The sequence below is a fragment of the Peribacillus simplex genome, assembly GCF_900156045.1.
Lineage (GTDB): Bacteria > Bacillota > Bacilli > Bacillales > DSM-1321 > Peribacillus > Peribacillus simplex_D.
In genome coordinates, this window is the sequence record NZ_FTMX01000006.1 from 371132 (window position 1) to 386858 (window position 15727).

The 15727-nt window shown below is 39.5% G+C and carries 16 protein-coding genes, 2 pseudogenes and 1 other annotated feature; of the genes and pseudogenes, 12 read left to right on the top strand and 6 right to left on the bottom strand.

Annotated features, from left to right (window positions below; translation table 11 throughout):
* Window positions 1-37: 37 nt before the first annotated feature.
* Window positions 38-835 (bottom strand): peptidoglycan-binding protein, encoded by a 798-nt coding sequence (locus tag BW986_RS31310; protein WP_076370580.1) that lies wholly within the window; start codon window positions 833-835, stop codon window positions 38-40.
* Between the two features lie 290 nt (window positions 836-1125).
* Between BW986_RS31310 and BW986_RS21565 the strand changes: the two genes are divergently transcribed.
* The 9 genes from BW986_RS21565 to BW986_RS21605 all read left to right on the top strand — a co-directional run bounded on the left by BW986_RS21565 (window position 1126) and on the right by BW986_RS21605 (window position 7526).
* Window positions 1126-1779, top strand: a complete 654-nt coding sequence (locus BW986_RS21565) for an HAD family hydrolase (protein ID WP_076370582.1) — start codon at window positions 1126-1128, stop codon at window positions 1777-1779.
* A 105-nt stretch (window positions 1780-1884) separates the two neighbouring features.
* Window positions 1885-2379 carry a GNAT family N-acetyltransferase gene (locus tag BW986_RS21570; RefSeq protein WP_076370584.1) on the top strand — a complete coding sequence of 165 codons (495 nt, stop codon included), beginning with the start codon at window positions 1885-1887 and terminating at the stop codon, window positions 2377-2379.
* A 62-nt stretch (window positions 2380-2441) separates the two neighbouring features.
* On the top strand, window positions 2442-2681 hold the full coding sequence (locus tag BW986_RS21575; RefSeq protein ID WP_076370586.1) for a hypothetical protein: 240 nt from the start codon (window positions 2442-2444) through the stop codon (window positions 2679-2681).
* Between the two features lie 262 nt (window positions 2682-2943).
* Window positions 2944-3876 (top strand): ABC transporter ATP-binding protein, encoded by a 933-nt coding sequence (locus BW986_RS21580; RefSeq protein WP_076370588.1) that lies wholly within the window; start codon window positions 2944-2946, stop codon window positions 3874-3876.
* The gene (locus BW986_RS21585) at window positions 3873-4832 is read left to right on the top strand and encodes an ABC transporter permease (protein WP_076370590.1); all 960 of its coding nucleotides are present in this window, start codon (window positions 3873-3875) and stop codon (window positions 4830-4832) included. Before BW986_RS21580 ends, BW986_RS21585 begins: the two co-directional genes overlap by 4 nt.
* A gap of 152 nt (window positions 4833-4984) precedes the next feature.
* A complete protein-coding gene (locus BW986_RS30370) occupies window positions 4985-5137 on the top strand; it encodes a hypothetical protein (protein ID WP_179086132.1) in 153 nt (50 codons plus the stop codon).
* Window positions 5138-5201: 64 nt separating this feature from the next.
* A complete protein-coding gene (locus BW986_RS21590; protein WP_260320920.1) occupies window positions 5202-5744 on the top strand; it encodes a hypothetical protein in 543 nt (180 codons plus the stop codon).
* Window positions 5745-5931: 187 nt separating this feature from the next.
* Window positions 5932-6135: a zinc ribbon domain-containing protein gene (locus BW986_RS21595; RefSeq protein ID WP_076370592.1), complete on the top strand. Its 204-nt coding sequence runs from the start codon at window positions 5932-5934 to the stop codon at window positions 6133-6135.
* A gap of 494 nt (window positions 6136-6629) precedes the next feature.
* A complete protein-coding gene (locus tag BW986_RS21605; RefSeq protein ID WP_076370596.1) occupies window positions 6630-7526 on the top strand; it encodes a DMT family transporter in 897 nt (298 codons plus the stop codon).
* Between the two features lie 31 nt (window positions 7527-7557).
* Here the strand turns inward: BW986_RS21605 and BW986_RS21610 are convergent, their stop codons facing one another.
* Window positions 7558-9075 (bottom strand): LysM peptidoglycan-binding domain-containing protein, encoded by a 1518-nt coding sequence (locus BW986_RS21610; RefSeq protein WP_260320921.1) that lies wholly within the window; start codon window positions 9073-9075, stop codon window positions 7558-7560.
* Window positions 9076-9489: 414 nt separating this feature from the next.
* Between BW986_RS21610 and desA the strand changes: the two genes are divergently transcribed.
* The 3 genes from desA (at window position 9490) to argS (ending at window position 13160) form a co-directional block, all read left to right on the top strand.
* The gene (desA, locus tag BW986_RS21615) at window positions 9490-10521 is read left to right on the top strand and encodes a Delta(5) desaturase DesA (RefSeq protein WP_076370598.1); all 1032 of its coding nucleotides are present in this window, start codon (window positions 9490-9492) and stop codon (window positions 10519-10521) included.
* A gap of 93 nt (window positions 10522-10614) precedes the next feature.
* Window positions 10615-11160 carry a response regulator gene (locus BW986_RS21620; protein WP_076370600.1) on the top strand — a complete coding sequence of 182 codons (546 nt, stop codon included), beginning with the start codon at window positions 10615-10617 and terminating at the stop codon, window positions 11158-11160.
* A gap of 67 nt (window positions 11161-11227) precedes the next feature.
* Window positions 11228-11446: a binding site (T-box leader), on the top strand.
* 34 nt (window positions 11447-11480) lie between these two features.
* Window positions 11481-13160 (top strand): arginine--tRNA ligase, encoded by a 1680-nt coding sequence (gene argS, locus BW986_RS21625; RefSeq protein WP_397222806.1) that lies wholly within the window; start codon window positions 11481-11483, stop codon window positions 13158-13160.
* 110 nt (window positions 13161-13270) lie between these two features.
* On the opposite strand, the gene BW986_RS30900 is transcribed toward argS, so the two are convergent.
* The 4 genes and pseudogenes from BW986_RS30900 to BW986_RS21645 all read right to left on the bottom strand — a co-directional run.
* Window positions 13271-13648, bottom strand: a complete 378-nt coding sequence (locus BW986_RS30900) for an SET domain-containing protein (RefSeq protein WP_260320926.1) — start codon at window positions 13646-13648, stop codon at window positions 13271-13273.
* A 72-nt stretch (window positions 13649-13720) separates the two neighbouring features.
* Window positions 13721-14791 (bottom strand): annotated as a pseudogene (locus BW986_RS21635) (CotH kinase family protein); the annotation flags it as partial.
* Between the two features lie 237 nt (window positions 14792-15028).
* On the bottom strand, window positions 15029-15154 hold the full coding sequence (locus tag BW986_RS30905) for a hypothetical protein (RefSeq protein WP_260320922.1): 126 nt from the start codon (window positions 15152-15154) through the stop codon (window positions 15029-15031).
* A gap of 318 nt (window positions 15155-15472) precedes the next feature.
* Window positions 15473-15727, bottom strand: a pseudogene (locus BW986_RS21645) (NAD(P)/FAD-dependent oxidoreductase); the annotation flags it as partial.

The window sequence follows — 15727 nt, forward strand, 5'->3', positions numbered from 1 at the left end:
ATCTAGTTTTATATGAAAACGATGTGTATGTCACGCATCATCTAATAATCTTCACGTTCACTTGCTTTCTTCCCCACGTTAAAGCATCCGCTTCACCCGCGATGAATACATCGATTCTGTTTCCTTTGATCGCGCCGCCCGTATCTGCAGCGATTGCTCGTCCATAGCCTTCAACTTCAACGATGGATCCTAGCGGAATCACGTTCGGATCGACTGCTATCAGTTTGGCATCATCATATTTTTTTAGGTCAACGCCCATTCTTGTAGTTCCTGAGCATCCCTCGCAGCTCGCTGTATATGCTGTACTTGTAACCGTTATTTCTTTAACGGCAGAGCTTGCTGAACTTGCTCTTTCTTTTAATTTACTGAGGGTCCGTGCACCGGCTATTCCATCAGCTGATAATCCCTTTTGCTTTTGAAAGGTGATGACGGCTTGCTTTGTACCTGTTCCATAAATGCCATCGATCGTTGATGTGTAAACGTCCCAGGCTTTCAATAACCTTTGCAGTTCAGCTACAGGTCTTCCCATATCCCCGCTTTTTAGTACCTGTATTTTCTTATTCGTTTGTGTTCCTGCTATTCCATCGACTTTCAGTCCTGATTTTTCCTGATACTTCTTTACGGATTCTTTTGTAATCGGTCCGTAGTAACCTGTTGCTTCGTGATAGGGAAAGACCCCTTTTGTCAGTAATAATTCTTGTAATACTTTTACATCACTATTACTCATTCCAAATGAAAGTGTGCGATCCAAAGCAGCGGCTTCGCCTTTTGTTGGCATGCATACTCCTAGAATGAATACAGAAGCCGTTAGGATCGTTAATAAAATTTTCTTCATGTTTATCCTCCTCGTTGTTTCCTGCAATAAACGATTCGTTAAACTATCACTCTTTTAGGCGCAGTTAAGGAAAAACACCGCGAAGGCACTAAGTAATTGTTAAAACATGTAACATATAAAAAAGAAATGAGGCGGACATCGGGTTACCATATCCTTAGTGATTAACTAATTATGGAAAAAGGTCAAACTTCCCATGGAACGAACGGAACCGTTTGGTTGAACAAGGGAATTCATTCATGTACGTTTATGTTAATAGAAATTCAATTTCAAGGTTAAAGGAGGAAATCATTATGATTAAAGCAGTTATTTTCGACTTTGATGGTTTAATTTTAGACACAGAAACGGCTTGGTATGAGGCTTATAAAGAAACGATGGCTTTTTATAAATCTGATTTGCCCCTCGAACATTTCGTAAAATGCATCGGAACGGATAATACTGAACTTAATCAGTACTTCAAGGATCAGCTGGGGGAAAGTTGTAATATTGAAGAAATTGAATCCAGAGCAAAAAGCTTTCATGAAGTCAAAATGAAAACATCACAGGCACGTGAAGGTGTAAAGGATTATTTAGAAGAAGCAAAAAACAATGGATATAAAATCGCCCTCGCTTCAAGCTCGACAAAAGAGTGGGTCACTCATCATCTGGGGGAACTTGGGCTGTTAAACTATTTTGAAGTTCTTATTACAGGGGATGATGTTGAAAAAGTAAAACCTGCGCCTGATTTGTATGTAAAGGCAATTGAAGTCCTGGGCATTCGGCCTTCAGAAGCCGTGGCATTTGAAGATTCGTTAAATGGGCTTCAAGCGGCCCTGACGGCAGGATTAAAGTGTGTAATCGTTCCTAATCCCGTTACTGAAGCTTTAGCTTTTGAAAATCATCATTTACGCCTCCGATCCATGATGGATAAGAGCTTGTCTGACGTTATAAAACATATTGAGCAATAAGCGTTCGAAGGAAATTATAGTATGATGAAGGAATGAAACCGCGCCGAAGATGGCAGAGTCTTCGGTTTTTCCGGTTTTTAATGAATTGGTGGGGAGGGTGACATTATGGGATTGCAAACCAATGACGAAGGAGTACGGCTGCGGGAGGTCATGGATCGTGATCTTCCTATCTTTTTCGAGCAGCAACTGGATCCTGCCGCAAACTATATGGCTGCTTTCACATCCAAGGATCCATCAGACAAAGTGGCGTTTTTGACACACTGGAAGAACATCTTATCGAACCGGGATATTGAAAAAATGACCATAATCCACAACGGATGTGTTGCGGGCAGCATTCTCAAGTTTGAGCAGTTTGGTAACCCTGAAGTGAGTTATTGGATCGGGAAGCAATATTGGGGTAAAGGAATCGCTACAGAGGCACTACTCAATTTTTTGCCGAAAATAAAAGTTCGTCCTCTATATGCCCGGGCAGCCAAGGATAATCTCGCATCCATCAGGGTGCTGAAAAAATGCGGATTTGAAAGATTCGATGAAGACAAAGGGTATTCCCATGCAAGAGGGGAAGAGGTCGAAGAATTCATCTTGAAACTTGAATCCTAAAAACCAGTTAAGATAAGAATATAACAATATCGTTTAACCTATGAGGAAATGGGTGACATACAATGGGATATAAGATTTTTTCCATCATTTTTATTTTATGCGGTCTTTTTGTAATGTGGTTCGCCGTTTTTGGCAAAAAGAAAGAGATCAAAGAGTTCGGCTCCGGAATATCAACGAATTTCATCGATGTAATTTTAATGATGATATATAAGCTTTTACCATCTATTGTTAGAAAAGTCCTTCTTTTTGCATTGGGCCTGGCCATTTCCATCGGCTTTACTTATATATTGCTTAGTTTGTGATTATCCGTAAATTTTCCTGATTAGATAAAATAATCCTGTAACTTTATTCGAACAAAAACGTATTAAAAGAAAAAGGTACATAGGAGTTGTTGCTATTTCGAGGAAAAAGGTGTTTATGATAATGCGGGCGGGAAGGTGACGCCGATGGGGGCATTGGTTCAATATACCCGAATGAAAGAATATCAGTATAGTAATAATATGCATAATATGGTAATGTAGGGTTTGTGTGATTTTGGAAAAAATGAAAAAAGGAAGGTATTATATGTCTGAATCGGTTCTTAAGGTTCAATCCTTAACTAAAAAAATTGGAAAAGCAACCATCGTGGACAATGTTAGCTTTGAAATAAAAAGTAATGAAATATTTGGTTTGCTTGGTCCGAATGGTGCTGGTAAGACCACTATCATCCGTATGATCACAGGTCTCATCAACCGTACGGGCGGTACTGTCATGATCAATGGCAGTGACCTCGATAATGATTTCGAAGGTGCAATGAATCAATTGGGGGCCATTGTTGAAAACCCGGAGTTTTATAAGTACATGACAGGCAGAAAGAATATCCTCCATTATGCCCGAATGTCATCCAATGACATATCCAATGAGAGAATAGAAGAAGTCATCAAGCTTGTCAAACTGGATCATGCCATCGATAAGAAGGTTAAAACCTATTCATTAGGGATGCGCCAGCGCCTTGGCGTGGCACAGGCCATTTTACATAAACCGAAGTTATTAATTTTTGATGAACCGACGAATGGTTTGGATCCACAAGGGATTCGCGAGTTCCGTGATTATTTGAAAGTACTGGCAAGTGAAGGCGTCGGGATATTGATTTCATCACATTTACTATCGGAAATGCAATTGATGTGCGATAGTTTTGCCGTTATCGAAAAGGGAAAACTGATACATACGAAAGAGCATATTGTTGATGAAAAAACCGAAACGATCAATGAAGTTTCATTCACTGTCAGTGATGGGAAGCTAGCTAAGAAAATCCTTCAAGAACAGTTTAGGGATATTACGATTCTGAAATTTGATGCGAAGACAATCTCCGTATCGGCCACTCGAGAACAAACGGCCAATATAAATAGGAGTTTTATTGAAAATCAACTCGATGTCTATGAAATTGGCATTACTAGAAAATCACTGGAAGACAAATTCTTTGAAATCACTGAGCAGGAAATGAGGGAGTCTGTATGATGTCCTTAGTAAAAAATGAATGGATGAAAATCTTTTCAAAAGTATCAACTTATATATTCATCGCTTTTCTTTTATTGGCAGCATTAGGGGCTGCAGTCATCGATTATAAACTAAGTCCCGACGAATCGGGTAAAGATTGGAAGCAAGAGTTAAAGGCAGATATACAAGAACAGGAAAAGGCTTTGGAAGCTAAGGAAATCAGTGAAGATGAAAAAGCCATGATCATGGAAGATATTAATCTCAACAAGCAACTGTTGGCTGATAATATAAACCCTGACTTAAACACGAATTGGACCTATATGGCGGAATGGACTACATCATTAACTTCATTTGTCACTTTATTCGTCGTTATTGTTTGCAGCTCGCTCGTTTCCTCTGAATTTTCGGATGGCACCATTAAACAACTTTTGATCAGGCCTTATAAACGTTGGAAGATTCTACTTTCCAAATATATTACTTCCCTATTATTTGCAGCGTTATTACTTGCGAGCCTACTTATATTCAGTTATCTTATCGGCATCATATTCTTTGGCAATGGTTCGTATTCAGACAAAATCATGGATCCCGCATCTTTCGGTGAATTCAGTACGGTGGTGGTCGGCGAATATTTCGTGGACATGATCGTATACTGGATACCAGGATTCCTGGTCATCACGACAATCGCTTTCATGTTAAGCACATTATTTAAAAACCAAGCACTTGCTGTAGGTATATCCATTTTCATCCTATTTGCTTCCTCGACATTAAATATGGTCATTCAATCATTCATCGATAAATACGAGTGGTTAAAATTCGTCTTATTCCCCCACCTTGATTTAAGGGGCTATATTTCCGGAACCATAGAAATGTTCGATGGAGCTACACTAGGATTCTCGATGGGTGTACTGGGAATCTATTACCTTATCTTTTTAGCGCTAACTTTCTTCTTCTTCCAGAAAAAAGATATCACTAATTAAATAGAGCGAAAAACCGAAATCAGTAGCTGATTTCGGTTTTTCTTATGCAAAAGGAATGTGGCTACTTTGAATCTGGCATAAAGTGAAACTTTTATCCAAATATATCCGTATAAGATAATATAAGGATTTTTAGTAGGGCATAGGGGTGTAAAATGAATAAAAAAAAGTTTTTGTTAATTGGACTTATAGGATTCTCTTTATTTCTAACGGGCATGATTATTTCACAATGGACAGTTGTTGGCGTAGTGATCGGGATAGGCGGAGGATTCATAATGGGGGTCAGTTCCTACCTGTTTGCTAGTTAGCAGCTCAATTTACAGAATAGTCGACCCACGGAAATAATCCGATAGAGATGGAGTAGATTCAAAGATGGGAAAAATGCATGATAAACGAAAGTTCATAATTGTACTTATTATTATTGGAACAGCATTAGGTTTCTATGTGTACTCGGCATTCTCTGAAAAATTGACAAAATCAACAGATTTGTCCGATGAATCCATCGGGGGATTTAAGGTTTTGGATAACATATCGAGTCTGGAATTTATTAGGAAATATGGAGAGCCCATCGATCAAGATAATAATAATGCATATGATTATTATTATTGGAAAGGCGGTTTAAAAACGGCCTCTATCAATAAAGAAGAGCATAAAGGGAAAATTATGCGGTTAATCATTTCAAGTACGGACGACGATCTATTTGAAAACTCCCTACAAACAAGCAAAGGTATTAAATTAGGGAGTAAGAAAGCGGACGTTCTTTCGAAGTATGGAGATCATTATTATAAAAGTTATGAACAGGGAGCAGATATTATCGGCTACATTGATCATAAACGGAATATTACTTTAGAATTTTGGTGTGTTCAAGGAGGAAGGGTTGCAGAAATACGATTGGACGATGCAGAGGTCATGTAATGTTTTTTCTCGAGTGCCCTCGATTAAGAGGTTCGGCCGTTTAAGAAAGGGATGCAATAAAGAATATGTATAAGGAACAATTTTCCATTTTTTTATAAGTTCTGAAACCATTCCTTACTTTATCCGTATATTTAATTATGTACGGTGCTGGACCGGTATTTATATATAGAATGGGAGATGAAGGATCATGAACGAAAAGGGTTGTATGAAATGCGGAAGCAATGATGCTGCTAAGAAGGATGTAGCCATGACAGGAACAGGCTTGTCAAAAATGTTCGATGTCCAGAATAATCAATTTACGGTTGTGTATTGCAAGAATTGCGGTTATTCGGAGTTTTATAATAGGCAATCATCGGCAGGCAGTAATCTGCTGGATCTATTCTTAGGATGATCACTGCACGAAAGGAATCCCCTTCTTCATGAAAAGGGGATTCTTGGTTTTTCTTCATGGCTCTTTTCGTAAAGATTGTTGTTTTTAAAACGAAACGATTTAAGGTTGATTGGAGCGGAAGTGCGAGACTCCTGCGGGAGCAACGGGACAGTTGAGACCCCACAGGCGTTTACGCCGAGGAGGCTCACCGCCCGCCCCGCGGAAAGCGAGCATCTGGAGGGGAAATCAACCACACCGCTTTACTTGGAAAATAGCAACAAAGTATGCGAAAACAGCCTTCTTCATTTTAGGAAGGGAATTACTGATGGAGCCGGACTGGGCCGCCAAAATGAAGGAAGGCAGGGAAGACGAGATCATGACGACCTTGCCGTGCGATAGCAGGTGTACATGAATGATTCCAGATCAAATGTGGGCGAATATCATCACACGTGACGGCATGCCGGAGAAATGTTAGTATGAATGTAAAAAATGGAAAATTCTTGAGGGGAAATTAAATGAATAAAATAGCACTTCTTCAACTGACTCTAGCCATGACGATCTTTGGTTCTGTCGGTTTCTTTTCAGGACTATCAGGACTTCCTGCATTGGAATTGGTTTTTGTCCGCTGCATTTGTGCTGCCATTTTCTTATGTGCAGCATGGATGATTACAGGGCATTTCAAGAACGAAATATGGAATTCCAGAGAGGTAATGCTCATCATTTTCTGCGCAGTGGCCAACTTGTTAAACTGGATATTCCTCTTTAAATCTTTCGAGCTGATATCCGTGACAATAGCCATTTCGCTCTATCATTTAGCACCGATCATTGTACTCATTATCGGGAGCTTCATCTTCAGGGAGAAAATGAGTTTATTCTCCATCCTGGCCATTTCACTTTGCTTCATTGGCACATTATTCATTATGGGAACAGATGGATTTCGATCATCAACCCCTGAATGGGAAGGGATCATTTATGGAATCATTGCTGCATTTTTCTATGCGGCAACCATGCTTTTAGGAAAGAGCATTTCAAAGACCAGTGTATACGCGACCACCTTTCTGCAAATGTTCATTGGATTTCTATTACTGATCCCTTTTGTCGATTTTTCAGTCTACACAACGCTAAAATCTTCCGAATGGTTTTATACGGTACTTACTGGCATCATCCATACAGGCGTCGTGTATCTGCTGTTTTTTAATAGTATCCGTCACTTGCCTACAAATGTAGTTTCTTTCATGATTTTTGTCGATCCGGCAGTTGCCATCCTTTTGGATATTCTGCTTTCAGGATTTCAACCGGACAGGATTCAAATCTTGGGCATTACATTGATATTTATTGGGGTGCTCTATTCACTTAAGACGGCAAGACCAACTGAAAATGATGCCATTCAAAAAAGGCCGCACACAATGTGAGGCCTTTTTTCCTTATGGTTTTTCTATTAATCTATTGATTAAAATGATAGACATCCCAAATGTCAGGGGTTTCTGATCCAAGGTACCAAGCAGATACACCGCCTAGATGATTTTGTTTTACCAGGTCAATACGGAGCTTCATCGATTTTTTATCTTCTATCCATATTTGGTGCTTTTCCCCGTTGGAAGTGTACTCCACGTAATTTTGTTGAGCCTTTTTATCCCATACCTTTTTAAGTTTATGAGATGAAATGATTTTGTTGACTTCAGCCATGGTTCGGTCGTGGCTTTTCACTTTTTTGGTCGATAAATCGGTTACCCATTCTCTCGTATAAAATGGTACGGCCAATATAATCTTATGGGCAGGTACTTCTTTCATTAAAAGCTTGGTTCCTTCTTTGATCCAAGGTAACGAGGAAACGGAACCGGCTACCGGGCTCCCTCCCCAATGCTCGTCATAACCCATTATGATGATGTAGTCCGCTATTTTGCCAAGTGCTTTCCTATCCAGACTTTTTGACCAAAAAGGGTCTTCATTTTCTCGGGTGACATCGACGGATACTTTAATTCCATGGGGTTTTAGTGCCTTTTTCAGTTCGCCTATGAAAAGTACGAAGTCCTTCTTGTTTTTTGGATCGATGTTTTCAAAATCCACATTTATTCCATCACTTTTAGTTTTAACAAGTGAATCACGTAAAGCTGAAACTAATTTCTGGCGTTTTTTTGTATTGCCTAGTACAGAACCAGTTAAAACAGGGTCAAATTGATTACCGATAAGCTGCCAAACTTGTTTTCCTTGTTTATGGGCGTTTTGGACGAATTTTGCATCAGCAGAAACGGAAACGAAATTACCGGAATCCTTCAGCGTATAGGAACGGGGAGAAACTACATTTAAATTGGGCTGTTTAATTTGTTGGGTGTAGTTTTCTTTCGATCCATTATGCGTCCAGCCCATGACAATAGGTTTTTGCGCCTTTTTTTGAAGCTGGGATGCCTTTATCCATCCCTTTTTACCATCAAGCAATTGAACTTGGTAGTAATAATCCGGAATCTTCAATTTCTGGCCAACTTTAAGGGTAACCGTATGTAAGTTGTTTAATTTCGTCAAATCACTTGTGGTTACCTTATATTTAGTAGAAATCTTCCACAATGTATCTCCTGATACAACCTTATGGATCTTATATTTCTGGGGAATCTTCAGGTTTTGGCCAATATTTATTTCGGTCGAAGTTAATTTATTTTCTTTTTGTAACTCACTTACTGAAACACCATATTGATTTGCTACCTTCCATAATGTGTTTCCAGCCTTTACTTTATGAATGATAGGCCCCGCGGAATCCCCAACGGAAGAAGAAATGACGGGAAACTCCTCGCCCTTTTTTAAGGTCTTTAATTGAGTGGAACCTAATTTAGGAGAACTGAAAACTTTTGTATTGTCCACTTTAACAGAACCTATGTAAAGGGTCTTACTTGATGAATTACCATTGGTCGGAAAGAGGCATGTACAAAGAAGGCTTACCATAATAAAACATCCAACGAATTTTTTCACAATTATTTTATTCCCCTTTGTAAAATTTAACTTTACCAGTTTACTATGGAGAATCGCTATAAAATAGAGGTACATTGTGGAAAGGCCCTATATAGAAGTAAATAGGGAGTCTAATTACGATTCTGTCACTCTATGGTAGGTCGAATTATTTTTGCTTACTGCTGGTACTGTAAGCCTGATATTGACAGTCCCGTTCTTAAAAGTAAGGCTACATGTTATTTCAAGATAACGAAATCCTATACATATGAACAGGTTAATCATTTTTTACTGGTTGGCCTTTATTACGTTTGCCGTTGAAATGACTTGTACATGACATTTGTCATCTTCTAGTCATGACACCTGGTACTAATAATTTCAGGTTGTTTTCTTTATAATATGAAATAACGACAAATAACAAGGAAGTGCAATTGAATAATGACCTTGCAAAATACGAAAAACTTGAGAAAACAAATTGCTCCTTTTGAACAATCAACGACAAAGCAAAGTATATGGCAAATCGTCAATACCTTGGGGCCATTCATTATTTTATGGTACCTAGCATATATAAGTCTTTCCGTTTCTTATTGGTTAGCTTTAATTCCAGCTGTGTTTGCTGCTGGTTTCTTGACAAGGATATTCATCATTTTTCATGATTGCACGCATCATTCATTTTTCAAAAACCGCCGTGCGAATAGAACAGTCGGTACGATCATGGGTGTTTTGACTTTATTCCCGTTTGATCAATGGGGACATGAGCATTCTGTGCATCACGCAACAAGCGGCAATTTGGATAAGCGGGGTACAGGGGATATTTGGACCCTTACGGTGGATGAGTATTTGGCTGCACCGCTTAAACTTCGTTTTGCCTATCGTTTTTATCGCAATCCATTGGTTATGTTTGGTTTGGGACCAATTTATGTTTTCCTTCTTAAAAACAGATTTAACCGTAAAGGTGCTAGAAAGAAGGAAAAGATGAATACGTATTTGACGAATGTAATAATCGTCGCTTTAGTGGCATTGCTTTGCCTGGCAGTAGGCTGGCAGTCGTTCCTTCTGGTACAAGGTTCAATCTTCATGATTTCTGGTTCAGTGGGCATTTGGCTGTTTTACGTCCAGCATACATTCGAGGACTCTTATTTTGAAGAGAATGAGGAGTGGGAATATGTATTGGCGGCAGTGGAAGGAAGTTCTTTTTATAAGCTTCCAAAACTGATGCAATTCCTTACTGGTAATATCGGTTACCATCATGTTCACCATTTAAGTCCAAGGGTACCTAACTATAAATTGGAAATGGCGCACAATAATACGCAGCCTTTAGAGAACGTTCCAACGATTACTCTTGCGACAAGCTTGCGCTCACTCCGTTTCCGTTTATGGGATGAGGAATCCAAGAATTTTGTTAGCTTCAAAGACATTAAATATTTATCGAAAAAAAGTGTTCCCGTTCAAGTGAAATCTGAACTGTAACGTTCATGTATCATTCCAGACTCCCTTAATAATCCTTGGATTTGGGGGAGTCTTTGTTTCATATAAGGAACTCGATAAAGGAGAGAACTTAAAATGATTCGAATTGTCATTGCAGAGAATCAGCAAATGCTGTTAGAGGCAATAAGTTCTCTACTCAATCTTGAAGAAGATATAGAAATTGTCGGGCAAGCCAGTAATGGAGAAGAAGCGATGGCCCTTGTACACCAATTACAGCCTGATGTGTGTATTTTGGATATGGAGATGCCTGTAATGAGCGGACTTGAGGCAGCGGAAGCATTAAAGTCATTTGAATGCAAAGTGGTCATTATAACGACATTTCGAAGGACTGGTTATTTTCAACTCGCATTAAAAGCTAATGTAAGTGGTTATTTATTGAAGGATAGCCCGGGTGAAGAGTTAGCCTGCTCGATTCGCGGCATAATGGACGGCAAGCGAATTTACTCCCCGGAACTTATAGATGAGTCTCCCAGCAATAATGGCCGGGAAATGGGAGTGTTAGGGCTGTTAGCAGATGGTCAATCCAAAATGGAAGCGTCTAATAAGCAAAGCGACACAATAGGGACAGTAAGGAAATATTTTTCGACCATCAAGGATAAAATGAAGTTACCGGCTGGTTAGGATTTGTTTCTTAAATCCTGTTGACACGTTTTTTTAAATTGTGTACGATGGATTAAATTATAATATTGAAAATTCTGTGATGAAGAGAGTAGTTCATTTCGAAATGGAAAGCGAGTTAGGGATGGTGGGAGCCTAATGCAGGACGGATGAATGAAGCGCACTTTGGAGAAATTTCTTGAAACGTTTAGTAGGGAACATCGGGGAGTCACCTCGTTAACAATGGAAAGTGGCCACAATTTGTGGCAACTAGAGTGGTACCACGGGAATTCATGCTCTCGTCTCTTATTTAGAGGCGGGGGCTTTTTTGTTTAGGAGGGAAAATGTCGATGAATAAACCAATTGCAGAATTGATTTCAACTGCTTTGAACAATGAAATGCCAGCAAGTGAAATAGAAAAGTTAATGGAAAAGCCTAAATTGATGGAGTTAGGTGATGTCGCCTTTCCATGCTTTACTCTTGCAAAAAAATTCAAAAAATCGCCTCAAGTGATTGCATCTGAAATAGCCCAACAATTAAACAGTGAGTTGATCCAAGAAGTGAATGTTGTGGGTGGTTATCTGAATATCTTCGTCAATCAACAGATGGTGACGGAAAATGTGCTGCAATCGATATTAAGGGAAAAGGATCAGTATGGTTCGATGCAGCCTGTACAGGAAAATGTCGTGATTGATTACTCTTCCCCGAATATCGCCAAGCCTTTTTCCATGGGGCACTTACGCTCAACGGTCATAGGGAATGCACTGGCTAACATTTCCGGAAAAAATGGCTACAATGCCGTGCGTATCAATCATTTGGGAGATTGGGGCACGCAATTCGGCAAGTTGATCGTCGCGTATAAGCTGTGGGGCGATAAAGAGGCAATCGAAGCTTCGCCGATTCAGGAATTATTGAAAATCTATGTGAAGTTCCATGAAAGAGCTGAAACGGATGAATCGTTGAATGAACAAGCTCGCGCAAGCTTCAAGTCGCTTGAAGATGGGGACGAGGAAGCACTGGCATTGTGGAAATGGTTCAGGGATGCGTCTTTAAAAGAATTCGAGACGATTTATGATTTATTGGGCATCCGTTTTGATTCCTATGCAGGAGAAGCATTTTACAATGACAAAATGGATGCTGTTGTCGGGGAACTAAAAGAAAAAGGCTTGCTTACCCTATCCGAAGGTGCCTATGTCGTGCAATTGGAAGATATGCCGCCTTGTTTGATTACGAAAACCGATGGGGCGACACTTTATGCCACGCGTGATTTGGCTGCAGCCATGTATCGAAAAAAACAGTACGGGGCCAAGAAAACATTTTATGTTGTCGGAAACGAACAATCCCTGCACTTTAAGCAACTTTTTAACGTCATTGAAAAAATGGGATATGATTGGTCAAAAGATTTGCAGCATGTAGCATTTGGCATGATGTTAAAAGACGGCAAGAAAATGTCGACACGTAAAGGGAAAGTCGTGCTGCTTGCGGATGTATTGGCAGAGGCGATCGAAACTGCGAAGCGCAATATCGAAGAAAAAAATCAAGCGCTTGAACAGAAGGAACTGGTTGCAAGACAGGTTGGTGTCGGAGCTGTAATCTTTAATGATTTAAAAAATAACCGCATGAACGATATTGATTTTTCATTAGAGCAAATGATGAATTTTGAGGGAGAAACGGGTCCATATGTACAGTACACATTTGCGCGAATTTCCTCATTGCTTGAAAAAGGTGAATTTAAAGAGCAGGACATCACTTTTGAAGCTTTAGGAGAATATGCGTGGCCGGTCATCCAGCTGTTGGAGCAATACCCGATCATTGTCCAAAAATCATTTGAACAAGCCGATCCATCACAAATCGCGAAATTCAGCCTTCATTTATCGCGTGCATTCAATAAGTATTATGCACATACGAAAATCTTGGTTGAAGATGAATTGAAACAAATGAAGCTCTCATTCGCTTTTTCCGTAGCGATTGTATTAAAGGATGCGCTTAGTTTATTGGGAATTTCAGCGCCGAATAAAATGTAAAGTTAAAGAGTCCTTGCATTAGCGAAGAAAACTGAATAAAAAAAGAATCCATTTTGATCAATTTTCCTTCAAAATGGATTCTTTCAAAATAAAATGGAAGCAAAAAACGCCTACTCGATGACATCGAACCATAACGGGGATTTATCATCAGGTTCACCATTGTAATTGATCGTGATTTCCTCGCCAGCCTTTATATCTTTATGTGCATAAAAGTCTATCGTTAAATCTTCAAAATTATTATCGAATGTAGCATTTGGAGTGTATGAATGATTGAATAGTGAACCATTTCCTAAGGCAATGGCAGTTTCATCATCATCTCCCCAATAGAAACAGTGATGAAAGAGTGCGGTTTTCTTTAGATATTTCCATTCATGTTTGGGTGAAATGATGACAGGTGATACCTCAATGAGTTCATCTTTTTTAATATCCCTTGTAGCATATACTCCCCTGCCATACTTCCCCGTATTTTTAATGCAGATTGGTGACATGGAAGCAACTCCCCTTTTTCGGTCTTGTTTGGCTATCAGTTGTGTCGTGGCATTTTTTTCATCTAGGCCACCAAGGTGTTTATTTAAGTAAGCACTGCGTTTGCGAATGAATTCGAAGATGAATTCCGGTTCCTTGTCGAATAGATCAATCTTATTCTTTTTATATGGATCATGAAGGATGTGGGGGCGTATGCCCTGGTGCAGTGGTAATACTTTATTTTCCATATACTTCACAGTAAATGTGGTTTCTAATGTTTCAACCAAGAGGTCTTTGTAGAACTTACTGTATTCCGGAATCTGCAAGAGCAGATGAATAAGGTGGTTTGTCTTTTTTCCTCCGATAGGGACATATGTGTGCTCCATGATCCCTCCACTGACTTTGCGTCCCCAAGTGGCATCGTAATCCCAAGGAATGATTTCAAATAACTTCGTTTTACTATTGCGGTATAGTGCATAGTTATGAGTGAAACCGTCGTTATTCATGGTGCAAACGGCTCCAACCAGCCAGCGTAAGTATTTATGGATATCAAGATGTTGCGAGACTACTTCAGGAAACTTTGCAAGTGGGGTGGTGTTGATTTTTTTGATCAATTCGATTAGATATTCATCATCGGCGGGTTTGCCAAACGCTTGTTTATAGCCTGACGTAAGGGAGTCTTTCGCTATCCCATCCCTTTTCAATGAAAAGTTGGCATCATTGTTGACAGCATAATAAATCGGGCCGGCAGGAAGTCCTCTTTTTTCTAAAAAAACCCCATCGACGGAATCCAATTGTAAATACACACCTTTAAACGTGCCATTTCGGATTAGGTTGATGTGTTGGCTATGAGGGGAAAGGACACCAAGGTCTTGAAAGAAATCGAGTGAGAGTTTATTGCGAATGAGGGAAGGATCTCTGTATTCGGCATTGAGATGGATTTTGTGGGCGCCAAAGAATCGTTCTGGCTCGATGAAATCAATCCAATAGGACCTTTTTCGGAATTTACGGGTATAAGAACCCCGATAGGCAATATCGATAACATAAATGTCGTTTTCTACTTTCAAATTGGCAGGAATAGGGTTATCGCTCCAAATATCCGCACGTAAATCTTCTAGATCTTCTTCTTCTATCATTAAGAAATAAGATGGAATATGGTAAGACATACACTCACCTTCCTTCCTTGTATAAGATGTTTTATGGACAGTCTTGACCTTAATGAAGCCGTAATATCATAAAATACTTCCGCTTGATTAATCAGGATCAATCAAGCTGAAGCATTTTATATTTAACTATCTATCTTCTTCTTTTTTTGCCACGTCCAGTGGACGAGCTTAAACTTGAACTTGATGAAGTAGATGTTGTTGTGTAGATGTGATACCAGTAGTTATGATACCAGTAGATTATTTTCCAGTGGATTTATTGCCAGTGGATTTATTGCCAGTGGATTTATTTCCAGTGGAATTGTTGCCAGTAGAAGTGCTACCGGTAGATGAACTGCCAGCTGCTTTTCCTTTTTTTCCTTTCATACAGAACCCTCCTTAATAAGGTTAATTTTATGATATGCGCAATGGTACAGACATGAGCGTTAGTTAACGACAAACGGGCTAATAAAAATTAACGGAGAGGATTTAGGAGAGTTGCCTTATCCCAGGAGATTTATAGAATGGATAATCAACAAAATGGAGTACCGTCCATTATTAACATCTTTCGTCAATCATTTCATCATGATCAGGCATAATAATAATTTCATGAAAAAAATGCCCTTTAATCCCGATGACCGGGAAGAAAGGGCATGTACCGCGGACATATCAATGAACTGGATGTCATGTCACGGCGATGATGAATTAATAAGCCAGGCTGAATAGGGCCTTGATGTGTGATAGATAGCGGACATTACTTGCTTCTTTCATCAATGTAGCCGGCAGGCCTTTAAGGGAAGTGTTATTGGCCCCGACGGTTGCCACTGCATCCTTACGGCCAAGGCTCGCAAGTGTACCTGAGTTTACAGGTGCAAATTCTTCAAGTTTCTTGCCTTCAAATGCTGCATATAGGTTGTATCCAACAAGCTCACCCATTTGCCAAGCATTTTGTGCAGTAGG

Bases quoted from the DNA above. Each gene is read 5' to 3' on its own strand.
- BW986_RS21585 (WP_076370590.1), top strand. From the start codon at position 3,873: ATGATGTCCTTAGTAAAAAATGAATGGATGAAAATCTTTTCAAAAGTA.
- BW986_RS21580 (WP_076370588.1), top strand. From the start codon at position 2,944: ATGTCTGAATCGGTTCTTAAGGTTCAATCCTTAACTAAAAAAATTGGA.
- BW986_RS30905 (WP_260320922.1), bottom strand. From the start codon at position 15,154: ATGAAAGGAAAAAAAGGAAAAGCAGCTGGCAGTTCATCTACCGGTAGC.
- BW986_RS30370 (WP_179086132.1), top strand. From the start codon at position 4,985: ATGAATAAAAAAAAGTTTTTGTTAATTGGACTTATAGGATTCTCTTTA.
- BW986_RS21620 (WP_076370600.1), top strand. From the start codon at position 10,615: ATGATTCGAATTGTCATTGCAGAGAATCAGCAAATGCTGTTAGAGGCA.
- BW986_RS21575 (WP_076370586.1), top strand. From the start codon at position 2,442: ATGGGATATAAGATTTTTTCCATCATTTTTATTTTATGCGGTCTTTTT.
- BW986_RS30900 (WP_260320926.1), bottom strand. From the start codon at position 13,648: ATGTCACCAATCTGCATTAAAAATACGGGGAAGTATGGCAGGGGAGTA.
- BW986_RS21590 (WP_260320920.1), top strand. From the start codon at position 5,202: ATGGGAAAAATGCATGATAAACGAAAGTTCATAATTGTACTTATTATT.
- BW986_RS21570 (WP_076370584.1), top strand. From the start codon at position 1,885: ATGGGATTGCAAACCAATGACGAAGGAGTACGGCTGCGGGAGGTCATG.
- desA (WP_076370598.1), top strand. From the start codon at position 9,490: ATGACCTTGCAAAATACGAAAAACTTGAGAAAACAAATTGCTCCTTTT.
- argS (WP_397222806.1), top strand. From the start codon at position 11,481: ATGTCGATGAATAAACCAATTGCAGAATTGATTTCAACTGCTTTGAAC.
- BW986_RS21595 (WP_076370592.1), top strand. From the start codon at position 5,932: ATGAACGAAAAGGGTTGTATGAAATGCGGAAGCAATGATGCTGCTAAG.
- BW986_RS31310 (WP_076370580.1), bottom strand. From the start codon at position 835: ATGAAGAAAATTTTATTAACGATCCTAACGGCTTCTGTATTCATTCTA.
- BW986_RS21565 (WP_076370582.1), top strand. From the start codon at position 1,126: ATGATTAAAGCAGTTATTTTCGACTTTGATGGTTTAATTTTAGACACA.
- BW986_RS21605 (WP_076370596.1), top strand. From the start codon at position 6,630: ATGAATAAAATAGCACTTCTTCAACTGACTCTAGCCATGACGATCTTT.